The 19034-nt window shown below is 70.7% G+C and carries 19 protein-coding genes; 10 read left to right on the top strand and 9 right to left on the bottom strand.

Going from position 1 to position 19034, the window contains the following annotated elements; translation table 11 throughout:
- Positions 1-8: 8 nt before the first annotated feature.
- Positions 9-2684: a cation-translocating P-type ATPase gene (locus ACFVYA_RS31805; protein WP_387050256.1), complete on the bottom strand. Its 2676-nt coding sequence runs from the start codon at positions 2682-2684 to the stop codon at positions 9-11.
- Positions 2685-2952: 268 nt separating this feature from the next.
- Here ACFVYA_RS31805 and ACFVYA_RS31800 point away from each other — a divergent pair, with 268 nt between their 5' ends.
- The 3 genes from ACFVYA_RS31800 (at position 2953) to ACFVYA_RS31790 (ending at position 6344) form a co-directional block, all read left to right on the top strand.
- Complete coding sequence (locus ACFVYA_RS31800; protein WP_387050254.1) at positions 2953-3138, top strand: hypothetical protein; 186 nt, start codon at positions 2953-2955, stop codon at positions 3136-3138.
- A 133-nt stretch (positions 3139-3271) separates the two neighbouring features.
- Positions 3272-3889, top strand: coding sequence for an HPP family protein (locus ACFVYA_RS31795; RefSeq protein ID WP_387050253.1), 618 nt, complete (start codon positions 3272-3274; stop codon positions 3887-3889).
- Positions 3890-3926: 37 nt separating this feature from the next.
- Entirely contained in the window at positions 3927-6344 is a 2418-nt protein-coding gene (locus ACFVYA_RS31790; RefSeq protein ID WP_387050251.1) for a phosphoketolase, read from the top strand.
- A gap of 165 nt (positions 6345-6509) precedes the next feature.
- On the opposite strand, the gene ACFVYA_RS31785 is transcribed toward ACFVYA_RS31790, so the two are convergent.
- Together ACFVYA_RS31785 and ACFVYA_RS31780 are read right to left on the bottom strand one after the other, a co-directional pair.
- Positions 6510-7631 carry an epoxide hydrolase family protein gene (locus ACFVYA_RS31785; protein ID WP_387050249.1) on the bottom strand — a complete coding sequence of 374 codons (1122 nt, stop codon included), beginning with the start codon at positions 7629-7631 and terminating at the stop codon, positions 6510-6512.
- A gap of 29 nt (positions 7632-7660) precedes the next feature.
- Positions 7661-9025: an MFS transporter gene (locus ACFVYA_RS31780; protein ID WP_387050247.1), complete on the bottom strand. Its 1365-nt coding sequence runs from the start codon at positions 9023-9025 to the stop codon at positions 7661-7663.
- An 81-nt stretch (positions 9026-9106) separates the two neighbouring features.
- Between ACFVYA_RS31780 and ACFVYA_RS31775 the strand changes: the two genes are divergently transcribed.
- Positions 9107-9670, top strand: coding sequence for a CGNR zinc finger domain-containing protein (locus ACFVYA_RS31775; RefSeq protein WP_387050245.1), 564 nt, complete (start codon positions 9107-9109; stop codon positions 9668-9670).
- A 142-nt stretch (positions 9671-9812) separates the two neighbouring features.
- On the opposite strand, the gene ACFVYA_RS31770 is transcribed toward ACFVYA_RS31775, so the two are convergent.
- Positions 9813-10352 (bottom strand): TetR/AcrR family transcriptional regulator, encoded by a 540-nt coding sequence (locus tag ACFVYA_RS31770; RefSeq protein WP_387050243.1) that lies wholly within the window; start codon positions 10350-10352, stop codon positions 9813-9815.
- Between the two features lie 263 nt (positions 10353-10615).
- Between ACFVYA_RS31770 and ACFVYA_RS31765 the strand changes: the two genes are divergently transcribed.
- From ACFVYA_RS31765 to ACFVYA_RS31745, 5 genes are all read left to right on the top strand, one after another.
- Positions 10616-11500: a patatin-like phospholipase family protein gene (locus tag ACFVYA_RS31765; protein WP_387050242.1), complete on the top strand. Its 885-nt coding sequence runs from the start codon at positions 10616-10618 to the stop codon at positions 11498-11500.
- A 190-nt stretch (positions 11501-11690) separates the two neighbouring features.
- The gene (locus tag ACFVYA_RS31760; RefSeq protein WP_387050240.1) at positions 11691-12641 is read left to right on the top strand and encodes an alpha/beta hydrolase; all 951 of its coding nucleotides are present in this window, start codon (positions 11691-11693) and stop codon (positions 12639-12641) included.
- A 26-nt stretch (positions 12642-12667) separates the two neighbouring features.
- Complete coding sequence (locus tag ACFVYA_RS31755; RefSeq protein WP_387050238.1) at positions 12668-13114, top strand: GbsR/MarR family transcriptional regulator; 447 nt, start codon at positions 12668-12670, stop codon at positions 13112-13114.
- Positions 13115-13121: 7 nt separating this feature from the next.
- Complete coding sequence (locus tag ACFVYA_RS31750; RefSeq protein ID WP_387050236.1) at positions 13122-13949, top strand: class I SAM-dependent methyltransferase; 828 nt, start codon at positions 13122-13124, stop codon at positions 13947-13949.
- 161 nt (positions 13950-14110) lie between these two features.
- Positions 14111-14383 carry a hypothetical protein gene (locus ACFVYA_RS31745; RefSeq protein WP_387050234.1) on the top strand — a complete coding sequence of 91 codons (273 nt, stop codon included), beginning with the start codon at positions 14111-14113 and terminating at the stop codon, positions 14381-14383.
- 3 nt (positions 14384-14386) lie between these two features.
- On the opposite strand, the gene ACFVYA_RS31740 is transcribed toward ACFVYA_RS31745, so the two are convergent.
- The 5 genes from ACFVYA_RS31740 to ACFVYA_RS31720 all read right to left on the bottom strand — a co-directional run bounded on the left by ACFVYA_RS31740 (position 14387) and on the right by ACFVYA_RS31720 (position 18428).
- Entirely contained in the window at positions 14387-15700 is a 1314-nt protein-coding gene (locus tag ACFVYA_RS31740; RefSeq protein ID WP_387050232.1) for a DUF4474 domain-containing protein, read from the bottom strand.
- Complete coding sequence (locus tag ACFVYA_RS31735) at positions 15697-16005, bottom strand: hypothetical protein (protein WP_285992791.1); 309 nt, start codon at positions 16003-16005, stop codon at positions 15697-15699. Before ACFVYA_RS31735 ends, ACFVYA_RS31740 begins: the two co-directional genes overlap by 4 nt.
- Before the next feature lie 214 nt (positions 16006-16219).
- Positions 16220-17095 carry a hypothetical protein gene (locus ACFVYA_RS31730; protein WP_387050230.1) on the bottom strand — a complete coding sequence of 292 codons (876 nt, stop codon included), beginning with the start codon at positions 17093-17095 and terminating at the stop codon, positions 16220-16222.
- A gap of 95 nt (positions 17096-17190) precedes the next feature.
- Positions 17191-17316, bottom strand: a complete 126-nt coding sequence (locus tag ACFVYA_RS31725; protein WP_387050228.1) for a hypothetical protein — start codon at positions 17314-17316, stop codon at positions 17191-17193.
- A 242-nt stretch (positions 17317-17558) separates the two neighbouring features.
- Positions 17559-18428: a helix-turn-helix domain-containing protein gene (locus tag ACFVYA_RS31720; protein WP_387050227.1), complete on the bottom strand. Its 870-nt coding sequence runs from the start codon at positions 18426-18428 to the stop codon at positions 17559-17561.
- Positions 18429-18491: 63 nt separating this feature from the next.
- Here ACFVYA_RS31720 and ACFVYA_RS31715 point away from each other — a divergent pair.
- Positions 18492-19034, top strand: a 543-nt coding sequence (locus tag ACFVYA_RS31715; RefSeq protein ID WP_387050225.1) for a DsbA family protein, incomplete at its 3' end; no start/stop codon positions are given.

The raw sequence follows: 19034 nt of genomic DNA, 5'->3' as shown, positions 1-19034 counted from the left end.
CCGGAGTGTCAGCCCGAGTGGTGGCCCCGCGCTGGTGCCGAAGTCCCCCTTTCGGAGGGTCTTGAGGAACCGGGACCGCGGCGCCGGGGACGCCAGAGGAACTTGTCGAGCTCGGCGACCAGGAACGTCGTGGCGGCGAGGCCGAGCACCAGCAGCCAGCCCGCGACGGTCAGCGGCGCGGTGTGGAACAGCTCGTTCATCAGCGGCAGGTAGAGGATCGACACCTGCAGCGCGACCATCACGGCGACCCCTCCGAGCACCCAGGGGTTCCACCCCGTCGGCCGGAACCGGTCGAGGGATCGGCAGCTGAACAGGTACGCGATCTGCGCGAACACGAACACGGTGACCGTGATCGAACGTGCTTCCGTGACGGACGCGCCGGCTCGCAGCTGCCAGGTGAACACCGCGAACGAACCCGCGACGAGGAGGACCGACACGAGCGTGATCCGCCGGAGCAGGTCGGCGGTCATCAGCGCCTGCCCCGGTGGGCGGGGGCGGCGGGCCATGATGCCCGTTTCCTTCGGTTCGAACGCCAGCGCGAGGCCGAGGAAGACCGCGGTGGTCATGTTGATCCACAGCACCTGGACCGGGAGCATCGGCAGCTGGGCGCCGAGCACGATCGCGACCAGGATGACCAGTCCTTCGGCGATGTTGGTCGGCAGCGTCCAGGCCATGAACTTGCGGATGTTGTCGAACACCGCGCGGCCTTCTTCGACGGCGGCCTCGATGGTCGCGAAGTCGTCGTTGGCCAGGACCATGTCGGCCGCCTCTTTGGCGACTTCGGTCCCGCTGCGCCCCATCGCGACCCCGATGTCGGCCGTGCGCAGCGCGGGGGCGTCGTTCACCCCGTCACCGGTCATCGCGACGACGTTGCCGCGCTCCTGCAGGAGGGTGACCAGCCGCAGTTTCTGTTCCGGGGAAACGCGGGCGAACACGTCCACGCCGGCGAGGGTGTCGTCCGGGGTGACGGCGATTTCGGCACCGGTGAGGACCACCGGTTCCCCGTCGGCCAGCGCGAAGTTCCGGGCGATCGCCCGCGCGGTTTCGCCGTGGTCGCCGGTGATCATCTTGACCGCGATCCCGGCTCTCCGGCACGCGGCGACGGCGGCCACCGCGGCCGGGCGGGGTGGGTCGTGCATGGCCTGGAAGCCGACGAGGGTCAGTCCTTGTGGTGGCGTGCCCGCGGGGAAGGCGTCTTCGGCCGCCGGGGTGAACGTCGCGAAGGCCAGTACCCGCAGTCCGCGGCGGGCGAGGGCTTCCGCGGTCTCCCGTTGGCCCTCCGCCAGCGGTCCGGCGGTCCCGTCCTCGCACAGCTGGTCGTGGCACAGGGCGAGCACCTTTTCGGGAGCTCCCTTGAGGTAGCCGGCCAGCCGGCCGTCCGCGGTCCGGTGCACCGTGGCCATCAGGTTCCGCCCGGACTCGAAGGGCAGCACGTCGACGCGCGGCCGGGCCGACCGTTCCGCGCCGACGTCCAGTCCGGCTTCCCCGGCCGCGGTGAGGAGAGCGGTTTCGGTCGGGTCGCCGGTCGCCGTGCCGTTGGCGGGCTGCGCCTCGTTGCAGAGGACTCCGGTGAGCAGGCACTCCCGCAGCGCCGACGGGAGCGGGTGGCCGCCGGTCCACTCGTGGGTGCGGCCGCCGGCGACCACAGTGGTCACCGTCATCCGGTTGGTGGTGAGGGTGCCGGTCTTGTCGGTGCAGATGACCGTGGTGCTGCCGAGCGTCTCCACCGACGGCAACCGCCGGACGATCGCGCCGCGCCGGGCCATCCGGACGACGCCGATCGCCAGGACGATCGACACCGCGGCCGGCAGGCCTTCGGGGATCGCGCCGACCGCCATCGTCACCGCCGCGGTGAACATCTCCCCGGCCCGGTAACCCCGCAGCAGACCGATCACGAACAAGACGACCGCCAGCGCCACGATGCCGACGGAGAGCCGGCGGCTGAACCCGGCCAGCTTGCGGGTCAACGGCGTGGTCGGCACGCCGGTGGCGGTCATGAGCTGGTTGATCAGGCCCAGTTCGGTGGCGGCGCCGATCGCCACGACGACGGCCGTGCCCTCGCCCCGCGTCACCACGGTGCCGGCGTGCGCGATGTTCCGCCGATCGGCGAGCGCGGTGGCCCGGGCGAGCGCGCCGGGCACCTTCGTGACCGGTGCGGCCTCACCGGTGAGCGCGGATTCGTCGATCTGCAGTGAGTGTGCCGACAGCAGGAGGGAGTCCGCCGCGACCTTGTCCCCGGCGCGGAGGAGGACGATGTCCCCCGTGGCCAGGTTTTCGGCCCGCAGCCGGATCGGTGCACCGTCGCGCACCACCCGGACTTCGGTGGTCACCATGCCGGCGAGCGCGGCGAGCGCGTGCTCGGCCCGCGACTCCTGGAGCAGCCCGACGACCGCGTTGAGCAACACCACGGCGAAGATGACGCTCGAGTCGACCAGCTGGCCGAGGCTCAAGGTCACGGCGGCCGAGGCGAGCAGGACGTAGACCAGCGGATCCTTGAACTGGCGGAAGAACCGGCCGAACGCACTGGTGGCCCGGCCGGTCGGCAGCACGTTCAGTCCGTTGTGGACGTTCCGGGCGGTGGCTTCGGCTTCGGTCAGCCCGGTGCGCTCGTCGGTCTCGAACAGGTCGACCGTATCGGCCGTCTCGAGCGCGTACGCCGGGGCCCGGACGGAGGCGCCGGTCACTGCTCACCCCGACGAGCAGGAACTGGCACTCGCATGATCGCGTCCCGTCGATGGCATGGTGAACATTTCATCCCGATTGTCCAGGTCGCGGGATGCACGGCACAGGGCCGAACTGCTCCTCAGCCGAGGTCCGAAGGCCTCGCGACGGGCTCCACACGATGACGAAAGAAGACGACCGCCGAAGGGCTCGGTCCGGTGGCCGGGCGCGTAGGCTGTGCGGTGAGTGCCCCGGACTTCGGCGCGACGACAGCCGACTCAGGGACACGCCATGGGACCCGTCGAGCTCGCGGGGATCGCCGAGCCATACCGCAGCAGGGTGGCCGCCATCATCGACCTCGCCCGTCAGGGCTGGTTCACCGATGCGCAGGCCCTCTCGATGATCGTCCGGATCCGCGCCGCCGCTGCCGGTGAACCCGTCGTCCCGCTCCTGCGGACCCGGGAGGAGGCACCGTGACGGCCCCGGCAAAACGACCCCGGCGATGGCCGCCCGGGTCGCGGGTGCCGGTGGACCTCGCGATCGGTGACGAACGACCGCAGCGCGCCCGGCGGGCGCGGGCCTAGCGTCAAGACCGACGAAAGAGGACTTCATGCAAGCACGCGACATCATGAGCAGCCCCGTCGTCTCGGTGACCCCGGACATGACGGTGAAGTACGCCGCGAACCTGTTGTCCGCCCACGGCTACACCGCGCTCCCGGTCCTCGACGAAGACGGCCGGCTCATCGGCGTGGTGACCGAGGCGGACCTCGTGCGGGACCGGTTCCCGCGCGACGCCCGGTACCGCGACGGCAACGGCCCGGACGAGCCGCCGGCCCTCCCGCCGCCGGGGACCGTGGGCGGGGTGATGACCACTCCGGCCGTCGGGATGGGCGCGGGCACCGACGTGGTCGACCTCGTGCGGGTTCTGCTCGAGGACCGGATCCGCAGCATGCCGATCGTCGACGGCGCCCACGTCGTCGGCATCGTCACCCGGCGCGACCTCGTCCAGGCGCTCGCCCGCGACGACGAAGTCATCTCGGCCGACGTCCGCCATCAACTGGCGATCTACGGCGGGCCGACGCGGTGGACCGTCGAGGTGCACGACGGTGCGGTCGAAGTCGTGGACGCGTTCGACGACGAGACCGACCGGCACGTCGCGACCGTGCTGGCGCAGGCGGTGCCCGGGGTGACCGCGGTCCGCGTGACCAGTACGAGCACGACCGGCTGACCGGCCGGCCCGATCCACCTGGCGGAAGGCCACGGCGATGCAGCAGTCCACGACCCTGACCGGCACCACGCCCACGACTTCGCCGTACGACGAGCACGACCGGGACCTGGACCTGCGGTGGTGGGCCGCGGCGAACTACCTGACCGTCGCCCAGATCTACCTGCAGGACAACCCGCTGCTGCGCGAGCCCCTCTCCGTGGAGGACATCAAGCCGCGCCTGCTCGGGCACTGGGGTACCAGCCCGGGGCTGTCGATGATCTACGCCCTGCTCAACCGGCTCATCCGCGAGACCGGCGCCGACTGCGTCTACATCGCCGGTCCCGGCCACGGCGGACCGGCCCTGCTCGCCAACGCCTACCTCGAAGGCACCTACGGCGAGGCGTACCCCGCCGTCTCCTCCGACGTCGCCGGGCTGACCCGGCTGGTGCGGCAGTTCTCCACGCCCGGGGGCGTGCCGAGCCACGTCGGCGTCCAGACGCCCGGCAGCATCCACGAGGGCGGCGAACTCGGCTACTCCCTGGCCCACGCCGCCGGCGCCGCGTTCGACCACCCGGACCTGATCGTGGCCTGCGTGGTCGGGGACGGCGAGGCGGAGACCGGCCCGCTGGCGGCGTCCTGGAAGATCCCCGCCTTCCTCAACGCCCGCCGCGACGGTGCCGTGCTGCCGATCCTGCACCTCAACGGGTACAAGATCGCCGGACCCACCGTGCTCGGCCGGGCCGGCGACACCGACGTGCTCGGGTTGCTGACGGCGCAGGGCTGGGACCCGGTCCTCGTCGCCGGGGACGACCCCGCCGCCGTGTTCACGGACCTGCACGAGGCCCTCGCCGCCGCCCACGACCGGATCCGCGACCACCAGCGGCAGGCCCGCACGGGAACGGCCGAGCCGTTCCGGGCGGTCCGCTGGCCGGCCATCGTGCTCCGTACCCCGAAGGGCTGGACCGGCCCGGAGGTCGTCGACGGCGTCGTCGTCGAAGGCACGTTCCGGGCGCACCAGGTACCGCTGACCCTGGTCCGGGAGGACGTCGGACACTTCCGGCTGCTGGAGCGGTGGCTGCGGTCCTACGCCCCGGAAACCCTGTTCGACGCCACCGGACGGCTCGTCCCGGAACTGGCCGCGCTCGCCCCCAAGGGGGACAAGCGGATGTCCGCGAGCCCGTACGCCAACGGCGGACGGCTGCTGCACCGGCTCGACATCCCCGCCCTGGCGCCGTACGCCGTCAGTGTGCCGGCGCCCGGTGTCGTGCACCACGGCAACACCCGCCCGTTCGGTGAGCTGCTGCGCGACGTCTACCGCGCCAGCACCCGGGAATCCGACGGCGGCGGCACGTTCCGGCTGTTCTGCCCGGACGAAACGGCCAGCAACCGGCTCGGCGCCGTCTTCGAGGCCACCGATCGCTGCCTGCAGGCACCGATCCTCACCACCGACGACCACGTCTCACCCGAGGGCCGGGTCATGGAGGTGCTCTCGGAGCACCTGTGCCAAGGCTGGCTGGAGGGTTACCTGCTCTCGGGCCGGCACGGCGTGTTCGCGACCTACGAAGCGTTCGCGATGGTGTCGGCTTCCATGCTGATCCAGCACGCCAAGTGGCTGCAGCACGCCGCGGACCTGCCGTGGCGGCGCTCGGTCGCGTCGCTCAACGTCCTGTTGACCTCCACCTGCTGGCGCAACGACAACAACGGTTTCTCGCACCAGGGGCCGGGCCTGATCGACATCGCCATCCCGCTCGCGCCCGGCGTCGTGCGCGTCTGGTTCCCGCCGGACGCCAACACCACCCTGTCGGTGGCGGACCACTGCTTGCGCAGCCGCGACCACGTCAACCTGATCGTCGCCGACAAGCAGGAGCACCTGCAGTACCTCGACCTCGAGGAAGCGGCCGCCCACTGCGCCGCCGGAGCGTCCACATGGGACTGGGCCGGCACCGAGACGTCCGACGGCGAACCGGACATCGTGCTCGCCGCCGCCGGTGACGTGCCGACCTTGGAGGTTCTGGCCGCGGCCCGGCTGCTCCGCGACTACGTCCCCTACCTGCGGGTACGGGTGGTCAACGTAGTCGACCTGATGGGCCTGCTCCCGCCCGGCGACCACCCCCACGGGTTCGGTGAGCGGAAGTTCGAGCGGCTGTTCACGGCCACCGCCGACGTGGTGTTCGCCTTCCACGGCTACCCCCGGGCCGTGCACCAGCTGCTGCACGGCCGCCCCGAGCCCGGCCGCTTCCACGTCCGCGGTTACACCGAGCAGGGCACCACCACCACGCCGTTCGACATGGTCGTGCTCAACCGGATGAGCCGCTACCACATCGTGCTCGAAGCACTGCGCAGGTCCGCGCGGGTGCCCGAAGGCGGGGCAGCGCTGGCCGAGCACTGCCACACCATGTTGGCCCGCCACCACGGCTACATCCGCGAACACGTCGAGGACATGCCGGAAATCCGGGGCTGGACGTGGGCCGGCTGACCGGACGCCGGGTCAGCTCGGGACGGGAGGATCGCCGTCCCGAGCTTGCTCGCGGCTGAGGGCGAACGGGTTCCCGGGATGCGGGCCACCACCCGCCGTCGACGTAGCCTGTCGTCGGTGCTTTCGGTTTCAGCCGCAACCTCGGCGAGTGCTGGGGATCGACAGTCAGCGGAAGAGGCGGAAGAACCCGCGCACCTGCTCGACCAGCGACTCCGGCTGCTCCAGCGCGGCGAAGTGGCCGCCCCTTGGCAGTTCCTCGAACCAGCGCAGGTCGGTGAACCGCCGCTCGGCCTCCCGCCGCGACGGGCGGGTGATGTCGCGCGGGTAGACCGACAGCCCGGACGGCGCGGTGACCTTGTCCCGGAAGTGCGCGAAGCTCTCCCAATACAAGCGCGCCGACGACGTGGCCGACGCGGTGAACCAGTAGACCGAGATCTCGTCGAGGATCGCCTGCCGCGACACCGCGTCCTCGGCACGGCCGTCGTTGTCCGTCCAGGCCCGGAACTTCTCGGCGATCCAGGCGGCCTGGCCCGCGGGGGAGTCGGTGAGGCCGTAGCCGAGCGTCTGCGGCCGCGTCGACTGGATCGCCGAGTACCCCCGGCCGGTGCGCTGGAACTCCTGCTCGGCCTCGAGGTTCGCCAGCTCCGACGGTGTCGGGTCGTCGAACGTGCCCGCCGCCACGGACCCCAGGTTCAGGTGCACGGCCGCGACCCGCTCGGGCGCCACCTCGCCCAGCGCCCCGGACACCGCCGAACCCCAGTCACCGCCCTGCGCGCCGTACCGCTCGTAACCCAGCGAAACCATCAACGCGTCCCAGGCACGCGCGATGCGCGTGACGCCCCACCCGGTCGTCGACGGCTTGTCGCTCCAGCCGTACCCGGGCAACGACGGCGCGACCACGTGGAACGCGTCCGCCGGATCCCCGCCGTGCGCGCGCGGATCGGTCAGCGGGCCGAGGACCGCCAGGAACTCCAGCACCGAACCCGGCCACCCGTGCGTGAGCACCAGCGGGAACGCGTCCGGCTCCGGCGAACGGACGTGCAGGAAGTGGATGCCCAGCCCGTCGACGGTGTCGCGGTACTGCGGGAAAGCGTTCAGCCGCTCGGCGAACCCGAAGTCGTAGTCCTCGGCCCAGCTGCGGCACAGCTCCTGCGCGTAGGCCAGCGGCAACCCCTGCGACCAGTCGGCCACGGGCTCGGGCTCGGGCCACCGCGTCCGTCGCAACCGTTCGCGCAGATCCGCGATCTCGGCTTCGGTGACGCTGACCTCGAACGGCTTGGCGGCCATGGCTTCCTTCCTCGGTGAGGTTTGCCGGATCAGGCGCCGGGGCGCCGGGTCAGGCTGACGATCAGCCCGGACAGGGGGAGTGCTGCGAGCAGGGCGAGGGCCACTGGCACCGGCACGATGCCGGACAGGCCCGCGACGGCGGCCGGGCCGATTCCGCCGCCCAGGGCGTTCATGAAGTTGAGCAGGCTCTGTGCCGTGTCGCGGTCGCCCGTGGCGACGACGTCCGTTGCGAGGCCCACCAGGACGGCCTGGGCGCCGGCGAAGCCGCACACGGTCAGCGCCGTGCCGAGGATGACCGGGACCGGCCCGGTGAAGACCGCGACCACGAGCACGCCGGCGACGGTGAGCGCTGCGAGCCCGGCCGACACCTGCCAGCCGGTGAACCGGCCGGTCAAGGTGCCGGCCAGCCGCCCGGCCAGTACCGAGCAGGCGGCGGCCGGGACCAGGAGCACGCCGGCTTCGAGTGGGCCGCCGCCTGTGGCGTGCTCGATCAGCGACGGGGCGAGGAACAGCACCCCGTAGTAGCCGGCGAAGACCGTTCCGCCGATGAGCCCGGCCGCCGGGAAGCCGCGGGCCGTGAGTACTCGCCGGGGCACGAACCCGTCGGGCGTGGCTCGCACGCGCCACCACAGTCCCGCGGCGGCGAGCACCCCGGCGGCGGCCACGACGAGCGTGACCGGTACGGGCAGGCCGACGGAGTGGGCCTGCAGCAAGGTGATCACCGAGCCGGCGAACACCGAGAGCACGGCCGCGCCGGCGACGTCGAATCGCCCGGCCGGGACGCCGCTCTTCCGCGTCAACGCGCGCCTGCTCGGCAGGGCGGCCAGCAGGAGGGGCAGTGCGAGGACCGGGATCGCGAGCACGGCGCGCCAGCCCAGCCAGGCGGTGACCGCCCCGCCCAGCAGGGTGCCGGACCCCGACGCGGTCGCGCTGGCGGCGGCGACGATGCCCAGGGTGCGGATCCGGTCCCGCCGGGCAAGGGCGGTGGCGGCGGCGAAGACGGCGATCACGGTCGCGCCCGCCCCGGCGCCACCGATCAGCCGGCCGGCGATCACGACCGGCAGCGTCGAGGCGAATCCCGCCAGCGCCGAGCCCGCGGCGAGGGCCACGACCCCGGCGACGAGGACCTGGAAGGGGTTCCACCGGGCCAGCAGCCGGCCCGCGACCGGCATCGCGAGCGCGGAGGTCAGGGACCACGCGGCGAGGATCCACGCGGTGGCCCCGAACGGCACCGCGAGCGCGTGGCCGATGGCCGGCAGCGCCACCGACGGTGCGCCCAATGCCACGTACATCGGCAGCACCAGCAGCCCCAGGGTCAGCCCCAGCCGTCGCCCGTCCGGTGTCGGGTTCGACTCCTCGCCGGGGGCCTCCTTGGACGGGATCGTCTGCCGCATCATCGCCTCCTCTCACGTATGGTTGTGACCTGTGACAGTCGGTTTGCGTGTCACGCTACGGAGCCCGAGGAGACACGTCAAATGCTGGATGCGTGTAACAAGCCGTCGGCGGTCCAGACGGCCGTCGACCTCGCCAACACCTTGCGACCGGTCAGGGGAGAGGACGCGCTCGAGACCGTGGAGCAGCTCCGGGCCTTCCTCGACGACCATCCCGCGGCCGACGGGGCCGGTCCGCGGCGGCGTCTCACCGGCGCCGACCTGGCGGAGGTCCGCGAGGTGCGCGAGACGGTGCGCGCCGTGCTCGAACGAGCGAGCACCGACGCGGCCGGAGCCGCGGCCCTGATCAACGACGGTCTGCGGCGCGGCCGCGCCACCCCGGTGCTGCGCCACGATCACGACCGCTGGTGGACCGACGTCACCTCCGACACCGACCGCTGCTCGGCACACCTGGCCGCGACCACGCTCAGCGCACTGGCCTCGGTGATCGCCACGCTCGGTCCCGCTCGTCTCGGCGTCTGCGCCGGGCCGGCCTGCCGGGCCACCTTCGCGGACCTCTCGCGCAACGGCTCGAAGCAGTACTGCACCCGAACCTGCGCGCACCGGGCCAGCGTCGCGGCCTACCGGAGCCGGAACAACCCTCGTTGAGGGTCGGCACCTGCCCCGCCGTGGCTGAGTCCGTCAGTGCCGCGAGGCCGGTCGCTGATCATGCCGGCTGACGCTCGTCGCCGCCGCGTGCCGGAACACGCCGGACCAGGTGCAGGCAACGATCGCCTGCCGCGGATCGGTCTTACGAGTCGCGGGACAGATATTCGGTCCACCCGCGCACGGCCCGCAGCAACCCTTCGTGGGACGCGTCGTCGAAGGCGCGCAACTTCAGGAAGTGCTGCGTGATCGTCAGGCCGAGGATTCCGCTCACCGTGATCAGGGCGCGCAGGTGAGCGTCGTCGCCCTCCAGTGACCGGGTGAGGTTGTCGACGCGTTCGTCGAGGTAGGACCGCATCGTGTCGGCGGCTTCGGGCACCGTGAGCATGGACCGGACGAGTGCGCTCGTCTCCGGGGGCAGCTCGCGCAGCCGGTTGGCGAGGACATCCAGCAGGTGCTCGGCGGCGCTCTGGGAGTCGTCGCTGGGCAGCTGGACGGCGGCGGTGAACAGGGCCGCCTTCGAGCCGTAGTGCTGCATCACCAGCGAGGCGTCCACGCCCGCCGCGCCGGCGATGCCCCGGATCGTCGCGCCGTCGAAGCCGCGGGCCGCGAATTCCTGCCGGGCGGCGTCGAGGATCCGCTGTGCGGTGCGGGCGCGTTTGGCGGCACGAGACAGCTCGGTCATCTTTTCACTCTACAGTCGTTGAGCGGTTCGTGTACCGTCTTACTCAACGGTGGTTGAGTAAACTGCCCGGACCGGGAGCCCTGGCGTGGCTCTGACCGGCGGACGCGGACGCTGAGCAGGCGAGCCAACGACATCGCCGCCGGGGCCGTCCGCGGGCACCTCCGTCCGCTCCCACTACGCCATGTCCTCGAGGTGACGACGTTCACCGCAGGCAACGCCTGCGCCCTCTTCGGTATCGACATCGCTTCGTTGAAGGAACAGAAATGACTTCTCAGGAAAAAGGCTCACCCACGCGCGCGGTCGTCCTCGGCGGCGGCGGAACCGTCGGTGTCGCTTGGCAGACAGGTCTGCTCACCGCGTTGCGTGAAGCCGGTGTCGACTTGGCGGCAGCCTCGTCGATCGTCGGAACCTCCGCGGGATCCCTGGTCGGCGTGCTGCTGGCCAGTGGCCGCGACGTCACCGACGCACTCGCCGTCCTGGCGGCGGCGGGGCAGAAGCTCGACTTCGACAGCTTGGGGGCAGGCTCACAACACTTCCTGGACGCGTCGCGCCAGGCCGTCTTCGCCGCCGATCCGCAGCAAGCGCTGCGAGCAATCGGTTCTGCAGCACAGGAAGCTTCGACCGCGCTCACGGAAGTCGAATACCTCGGCCTGCTTGAAACACTCGACGGTGTCGCCTGGCCCGCCGGGTTCCGCTGCACGGCCATCGACGCCGGTACCGGCGAGCTTGTCGTGTGGGGACCGGAGTCCGGTGTGCCGCTGCTGCACGCCGTCGCGGCCAGTTGCGTCGTCCCGATGCTGTTCCCCACCGTCACCATCGACGGAAACCGCTACATGGACGGCGGAATCGTGAACCACCTGAACGCCGCGGCGGCGCCGCCGAGCGACGTTCTCGTGGTCGTGTCCTGCCTTCCGCTCGAGGCCCAGGATGACGCGGCCGACAGCGATCGATCCGCTTCGACGATCAGGGCGGACGCCGAAGTGGCCCAGCTGCGCGAAAACACCCGGCTGGTGGCCGTCGACCCCGACTTCGGCGACCTCGAAGCACCGGTGAAGATGATGGACCCGGAGATCGCCGGCCGGGCGTTCCACATCGGCAGGCGCCAAGCCGCGTGCGAAGCGGCTGCGATCCGGGACGCCTGGGAATGACGCTCGGCTCCGTTGAGTAACGGATACGGGGGTACACGTTGTTGGCGAGCGGCGACGCGCACCGTGCGGCAGAGGTCCTCCGCCCGCTCGTCGTCGCTGTCCTCCGGTGGCAGCTGGACAACGAGCAAACATAGCTATACATTTCAGTCGTGACTGAAATCTGTAGCAACAACCGTCAGGTGGGATGGTCGTGACCGTGCAGCCAAAACCCGTGACGTTCACCAGCCTGGGCACCCGCTGTGCAGGCGACCTCTACCTGCCGGACGAGGTGTCCGCGGACTCGCCCGGGCCCGCGCTGGTCCTCGGACACAGTGGCGTGATGGTGAAGGAGGCGCTGGCCTACTTCGCTCCCTACTTCGTGCAGGCAGGCTTCGTCGTGCTGGCCATCGATTACCGCACCGTCGGGTCGAGCGAGGGCGAGCCGCGCGGGCTGGACTACCCGGAACGGCAGGTGGAGGACTTCCGCAGCGCGATCTCCTACCTCCAGACGCGACCGGAGGTCCAAGCGGAGCGCATCGGCCTGTGGGGCGTCAGCATCGGCGGCTCCGTCGCCGTCCAGGCCGCCGTGCTCGACCGGCGCGCCAAGTGTGTCGTCGTGCAGAGCCCGAGTGTGTGGAACGGGTGGCGGTACCTGGAGCGGCTGCTCGGCCGGAACGGGCTGCACGCACTGCGCGAGCGGCTGGACGAGGACTGGCAACGCCGCTACGAGACCGGCGAAAGCGCCCGCGTGCCGCACCTGAACCTGGACCACGAGAACGCCAAGGGCGCCCAGGACCTGTCGAGCGAGCTGTACCCCACCTACCGCAACGAGAAATCCCTCGACTCCACCGAGCACCTTCTCACCTTTGCGCCGGAGAACCTCATCGACCGGCTCGCGCCGACGCCGCTGCTGATGATCGCGAACGGCGGCCACGACCCGTACCACATGCTCGACGAAGCACAGACCGCCTTCGCGAAGGCCGGCGAGCCCAAGCGACTGGAGGTCCTGCCCTACGACGTCCTCGGCCTCTACACCGGCCCCGGCCTGGAGGAGGCGATGGACCTGGCCGTCGAGTGGTTCGATCGCTACCTGCGCCGGACCAGGCCGGCCACCACCACCCCGACACCCACCCGCGAGTCCGTCGCCGCTATGAAACGGTGAGCAGCGAACAGAGGGAGTGAGGCGCCATGGGTGACGAACGGCAGGACCAGCTCATGCGGTGGGTGGAACGCGTGGCCACCTTCTGCGTGGAGGAATGGGGGCTGCCACCGATCACCGGGCGCGTCCTCGGCTGGCTGATGATCTGCGACCCACCCGAGCAGTCGGCGGGCGGAATCGCCGACGCCATCCAGGCCAGCCGCGCGTCGCTGACCTCCAACATGCGCCTGCTCACCACCATCGGGCTGGTGCGCAAGGTCCGCCGCCCCGGCGACCGCACCGCCTACTACCGCATCGAGGACGACGCCTGGCACAAGGTCGTCCAACGCAAACTCGACAGCCTCAGCGCGTTCGGCGACATCGCCGAGGAGGGCTTCGCCCTCACCGAAGGCGTAGGTGCCGAACGCATCAAGGCGGCCCAGGAATCCCTGACCTGGCTGCGGGACATCGCCGCCCGCAACCCCCCGAAGCACTAGGAAACCCATGCCATCCCGACAACTCAGCCTCAGCCCGGTCCAGGAGACGCTGCTGCTCACCCTGTACGCACGAGCACTGGACAGCACGGCACCGAACCCGATCCTCGGCGACCCCCTCGCCGCAGCGGTCGCGGACCGGATCGCCGAGGACACCGGCTACGACTTCGCCAAGCTCAAACTCAAACCGAGCCTCGTCGCCGGCACCGCGCTGCGCGCCGGAAAGCTCGACCACGTCATCCACCAGTTCATCACCACGCACCCCGACGCGGTCGTCGTCGACCTGGGCTGCGGCCTCGACACCCGATTGGCCCGCTGCGCCCCACCCGCCGGCGTCGGCTGGTACGACGTCGACTTTCCCGAGGTCACCGACCTGCGCCGGCGATACCTCCCGGACGACCGGTCACACCTGGTCGCCACGGACGTCACCGAGCCCCACTGGGCACGAGCCTTGCCGCACGACCGGCCCGCCATGATCGTGGCCGACGGCTTACTGCCCTTCCTGCCCGGCGACTCGTTCCAGACCATGATCCGCCAACTGACCGCCCGGCTGCCGACCGGCGAACTCGCGCTCAACGGCTACACCCGCTTCGCCGCCTGGGCGATGAAATACCACCCCACGATCAAGGCCCTCGGCATCGACGCCGCCCAGGGCTTCGACGACCCTCACGAGCCGGAACACTGGAACGCCGGCCTCACCCTCGTCGCAGAGCAACTGCTCACCCGCGCCCCGGAAGTGGCTGCGTTCCCACAACCCGTGCGTGCACTCACCCGCCTCATGGCCCGCAGCACCGCGATGTCCCGGCAGGGCACCCGCATACTTCACTACCGATTCTGAACCGGCCGGTCGGCTCTCGCCTGCGCGCCACCGCGACCTTCACTGACTTGAGCGATGGCCGGGGGACCATCTCGGTAGCCCAGGGTGGTCTGGGCGCACCAGCGCGCTGCGGGTGCCCGGAAAAGGACTCGAACCCGGCCCGGTCCGTCTAGGCTGAAGGCATGACCGACTCGAGGCGGGGTGCCGGCGAAACGCCGGAGGAGCTGGCAAACGTGGTGCGGGACCAGGCCAGGAGCGCCGCCACCCTGGCGTTGCGCACGGGCCTGGAAGACATCGAAGACCGGCACGGCCAGCATGTAGCCGACAAGGTCGCCGCCTTGGTCGACGTAGACGGCGTGTTCGCCGGCCTGAACGACCCGGTCCCGGCTCGCCGGGGGCGGCCGCGGCCGGAGGACGACGAGCCGTACGAGTTCAAGCCGGTGGGCTCGCTGTAGGGGTCACTTACGCCAGTCGTAGCTCAGCGTGGGCGGCTGGTCGGAACCCTTCGTGACGGTGAGGTGGTCGTCGGGGTGCGCGGCGGCGTACCGAACCATCTCGTCGTACATGCGGTCGCGCATCTCGACGCTGCGCACCTCGATCGTGGATCGCTGGCCCAGCTGTTCGGGGTTCACGTCCGGGTCGGTGCGGATCGCCAGGTTCCAGAAGTGCTTCTTGTCGGTGCCGTCGGCGCCCTGGCCGTCGTTGGTGAAGTAGACCTCGCCGGTTTCCTTGTTGTAGATCGTCTGGGTCACCTTGATCTGGTCGTCACCCTGTGCGGCGTTGAAGTGCCCGTCGTTGTTCGGTGAATCGCTGGTGTAGAAGCCGACTTCCCCACCGAACGACTGGTTCTTCCCGTACTGACCCTTCCACAGCTCCAGCCGGTAGGTCTTCCCGGTCTCGGGGTCGGTGAACTCCATGTTGTCGCCGTCGGTTCCGGTTTCGTCGAGCTTCATCCCGAGCACCCGACCGAGCTTGTCGTAGAGGTCCTTCCAGCCCATGTAGCTCTGCATCGAATGTTCGCCGGTGGTGTAGAAGTCGCCGTCCTTGACGTACTTGAAGCCGAGGTAGTCGTAGATCTTCTGCGCGACCTCGGGGTTCTGCATGACCTTGTCCCAGTCCCCGTGCAACAGGGCTTCACGCAGCTCCGGGTTCTTGGCGACCAGCGCGGCGAGACCGGGTACTTCGCGGAGCATGATCGCGCCGATCTCGAGGAGGTTCCGCTTCTCGGAGCCCGCGAGCTCCCACACCTGACCGGTCTTGAACCGCAGCTTCTGGCCCTCGATGAGCAGGATCGCGTCGTAGGTGGTGGTCACCCGTTCCAGGTCGGCCAGCAGGACGAGGGCCCGAGCCTTGACGGCCTTGTCCTGCGCCCAGGCGACGGCGAGGTCGACTTGGCGGATCCCGAAGCCGTGCCAGCCGTGGTCGAGCTTCTTCTGGAGGCTCTGGGCGTCCGCGCGCGTGTTCCGGGCTTCCTGCTGGGCCTTCGCCAGCGCGTCCCGGATCGTCTCGAACGACTTGGCCGAGTCCTCGAGGTCCTGTGCCTGGTCGTCGCGGTTCTTCTTGAACGCTTCCAGCGATGTGAGCGCCGCTTCGCCGGCCCCGCCCTGCCAAGCCTCGCTCAGCTGGACGCGCACGCTCTCCAGCAGGGCTTTGGTGTCGGTGATGGTTTCCTTGGTGGCCCGGCAGGCCCGGGCGCGGTCGTCCAGTTCGGTGGTGCTGCCCTTTTCCACCTGGTCGGCGAGCGCGTAGATCTTGTCGAACACCGCCGTCACCGGTCAATCCTCTCGAAGCTGCTGTCCAGCGCTTTCAGGAAGGCGTCGCGGGCCCCGGAATCGGTGCTGTGATAGCTCTTCGCGGCCGTCTGGATGCTTTCGACCAGGTTGTCGACCTGCTGCTGCGCGGCGTCCAAGTCGTCCTTGCGCGTCGCCAGCCAGACGTCGTAGTCCGCGGCGAAGCCGGCGGCGCGCGCTGTGCTCCCGACGTTCGGCGATCCGCCGATGGACAGTGTCGGCGACGTCCCCGCACTGAGCTTGGCCGCCGCGGCGTTGATGTCCGCGACGTCGACCTCGAAACCCACCGGAACTCCCTCTCCGCCGTCCAAGTGACAGGCCCCGCCGGTAATGTAACAGTTTGCCGCATGTCGGAAGCCGAGGGCACTGCGAACGTCCATAAAGGATGAGGGTGCGTCGATGCGGGGCGACGAGTGCGTGCACGTGCGACAACGGAACCCCGATCGGCATTGACGGCGAGCCGGAGTGCGGCGGGATGCCGCGCCGCCGCCCGAAGCGCCGTCACCCGATGATCTTGCGGGTCGCGGCCAGTTGCGATTCCTTGTGCTGCTGCTCGCGTGCCAGGTCGGCAGCGTGGTGCGGCATAAGCGCTTCCTGCACCACCCGCTCGACCGCGACCCACGTCCGGACCCAATCGGTCCGTTCCTTGCACCGCACATCCCGGGTGGCGACGGCTATCTCGTGTGCCGACGCGCGGCCGGCACCGAACGCGGGGTCGCCGATCGCGGCTTGCGGGTCGCGGTACCGGAAACCGGCCTCGGCCATGCACCGCGACCACGCCGCCGCAGCTGCGGTGACCGGCGGGGTGGTTCGGGTGATCTCGTAACTCTGCTGACTCAACCCGAAACTCACCGGTTCCTGCCCGGGCTTCGCATCGGGTGCGAGGGCCCGGTCCGCCTCGCCCGCACAGCCGCCGGACGGGACGTCGCGACGGTCGCTCCTGCCGGTGATCATCGCGACGACCTCCGGCGGGGGCTGTTCCTGCACGCCGGCGGCGCGTGGGGTGAACACGGCCGGGTCGCGGTAGCCGTACGCCGCCGCCTCGGCCGCGTCGACCAGACCGTGCCGCCTCGCCTTGGCGGCGTCCCGCACGGGATCGACCGGCGGGAAGGTGAACGTGAGCCCACGAGCGGCGAGGCAGCGTTCCATCACTGTGTTGCGTGCCTTGACGACTTCCAGTTCCTCGACCGGCGTGAGCTGCGACAGGTCGAGCGGGAGATCGAGGCCGAGCACGGTCGACAGGTCGCGGGGGACCTTTCCGAGCGCGGCGGCGAGATCGGCCGCACCGAAGCCGGTCGTCGCGGCGGGCGCCGCCGAGCAGGCGGCGACGACCGCCAGCACCGCGCCGAACGCGGCCAAGCGGTGGAGTGTGGCCACGGCTGGACCTCCTGGTCGCGACCGGGGCCGCGCCTCTCCGGCGTGGCGCCGATCCGTGCGGCTAGAACTGATCGCGGTTCGCGCAGTCGAAACCGCTAGTAGCTCGGGCAGGCTGAGCTCGCCGCCGGGCTCGCGGTCGCCGCCTGGGCGGCCGGGGCCGCGATGAGCCCCGCCGCGGCCAGAACGGCGCCGATCGCGGTTTTCCGTACCTTCGACATCATGGGTCTTCCCTCGATAGTGGGTCCTGCCGTCGCCTTCACGCCCGAACCGGAGCGAGGTTGAGGCCGCGCGTGGGAGAGGACCCGATTGGAGTAACCGACATCGTCGTGGTCGGAGACGATCGAAGCGGGACGTGGGTTGCAGGTCGCTTGCCGGACTGACGCAGGTGAGATCGGGGCTATCGGCGGTGCTCGGCAGTTCGTAGCGGATCGCGCGTTCCAGCATGGTTCGTACGCCGTGGACGTCAGCGGTGGGCTGCGTCCGGTCGGACGCTGTCGCGGAAGGCGGCCGGCGTCGTCCCGGTGCGGTGCTGGAAGTACTTGGAGAAGTTGGACGGATCGTCGAAGCCGAGGTCTGCGGCGATCCGGGCCACCGGGTCGCGTCCGTGGGCCAGCTGGCGCTTGGCTTCGAGGACGATGCGTTCGTCCACGAGCTGCTTCGCGGACAGGCCGGTGTTCTCGCGGGCGAGGCGGTTGAGGGTGCGGGTCGAGTAGCCCAGCCGGGTGGCGTAGTCGGCGACTTTGTGCCGGGTCCGGAAGCTGTTCTCCAGCTCGTCGCGGAACCACACGAACGCCTCGTGCGTGGGCGGGCGGCGGCCGCTGCCCTCCGGGCCGGTCATCATCAGCAGGAGCAGCGCGGCGGCCAGCGCGCGGGCGAGCGCGGCGTCCCGCAGGCTCGTGTGCGGCGCGGCGGCGGTGGCGAGCGCGGTGGCGAGCGCGGCCGCCGCCGGTGTGTCGGCGACTGTCGCGGCGGCCCAGTGGTTGGGCGTCGCCACGCCCGCGGACCGGATGAGCTCCCAGGTTCCGGTGTCGATCGCGGACGGGGTGAACAGGAACACCGAGCCCTCGATGTGGTCGATGGCGCCCCACTGCTGCACCTGGCCGGAGCGCACCCAGAGCAGGTCGCCGGGCGCGAGCGGATAGCCGGTGAAGTCGACGGTGTGCACCGCGCTGCCGGCCTCGATCTCGATCAGCAGGTCGAAGCCCAGGCGCTGGGGCGCGACGAACTCGTGCGGTCCGCTGCGGGCCCGCATGCGCGCCAGCGACGTGAGCTCGATCTCGCCGGTCACCCCGGGCGGCGGCTCATACCGGACCGGCCGGATGCTCTGTCCCATTTTTACCATGATAGGTCACGTGACGACCGTGAAAAGGCCAGGTGGTGTTCCTAGTCTGTGGTCATGGCAGTGAAATTGACCTATGTGTTCGACGCCTACTGCGGCTGGTGCCACGGCTTCGGCCCGGCAGTCGCCGGGTTCGCCGCCGCCAACGCCGGGCGGATCGAGCTCGACGTTGTCAGCGGCGGCCTGTTCATCGGCGCCCGCGTCGCCCCGATCGGCACCATGACCCACGTCGCCGACGCCAACGCCCGCATCGCCGAGCTGACCGGGGCCGAGTTCGGGCCCGGCTACCGCGCACTCGTGGCCGACGGCCGGTTCCGGATGGACTCCACGGCCGCCGCCACCGGCTTCGCCGCATTGCGGGCGGTGGCGCCGGATCGGGCCCTGGAGGCGGCGGAGGCGATGCAGCGCGCGTTCTACGTCGACGGACTGAGTCTCTCCGAACCGGAGACCTACCGGCACCTCGCCGGCCGGCTGGGCCTCGACGCCGACGACGTGCTGACCGCATTCGCCTCCTCTGGCGCTTCGGCGGCGCAGGACTTCACCCGCGCCGCCCGGCTGGGCGTTACCGCCTACCCGACGCTGCTGCTGCACACCGCGACC

The sequence above is a fragment of the Amycolatopsis sp. NPDC058278 genome (assembly GCF_042881395.1).
In the GTDB taxonomy this organism is placed as follows: Bacteria; Actinomycetota; Actinomycetes; order Mycobacteriales; family Pseudonocardiaceae; genus Amycolatopsis.
The sequence above is the reverse complement of the archived record's forward strand: the minus strand, read 5'-3'. Positions and strand labels throughout refer to the sequence as shown.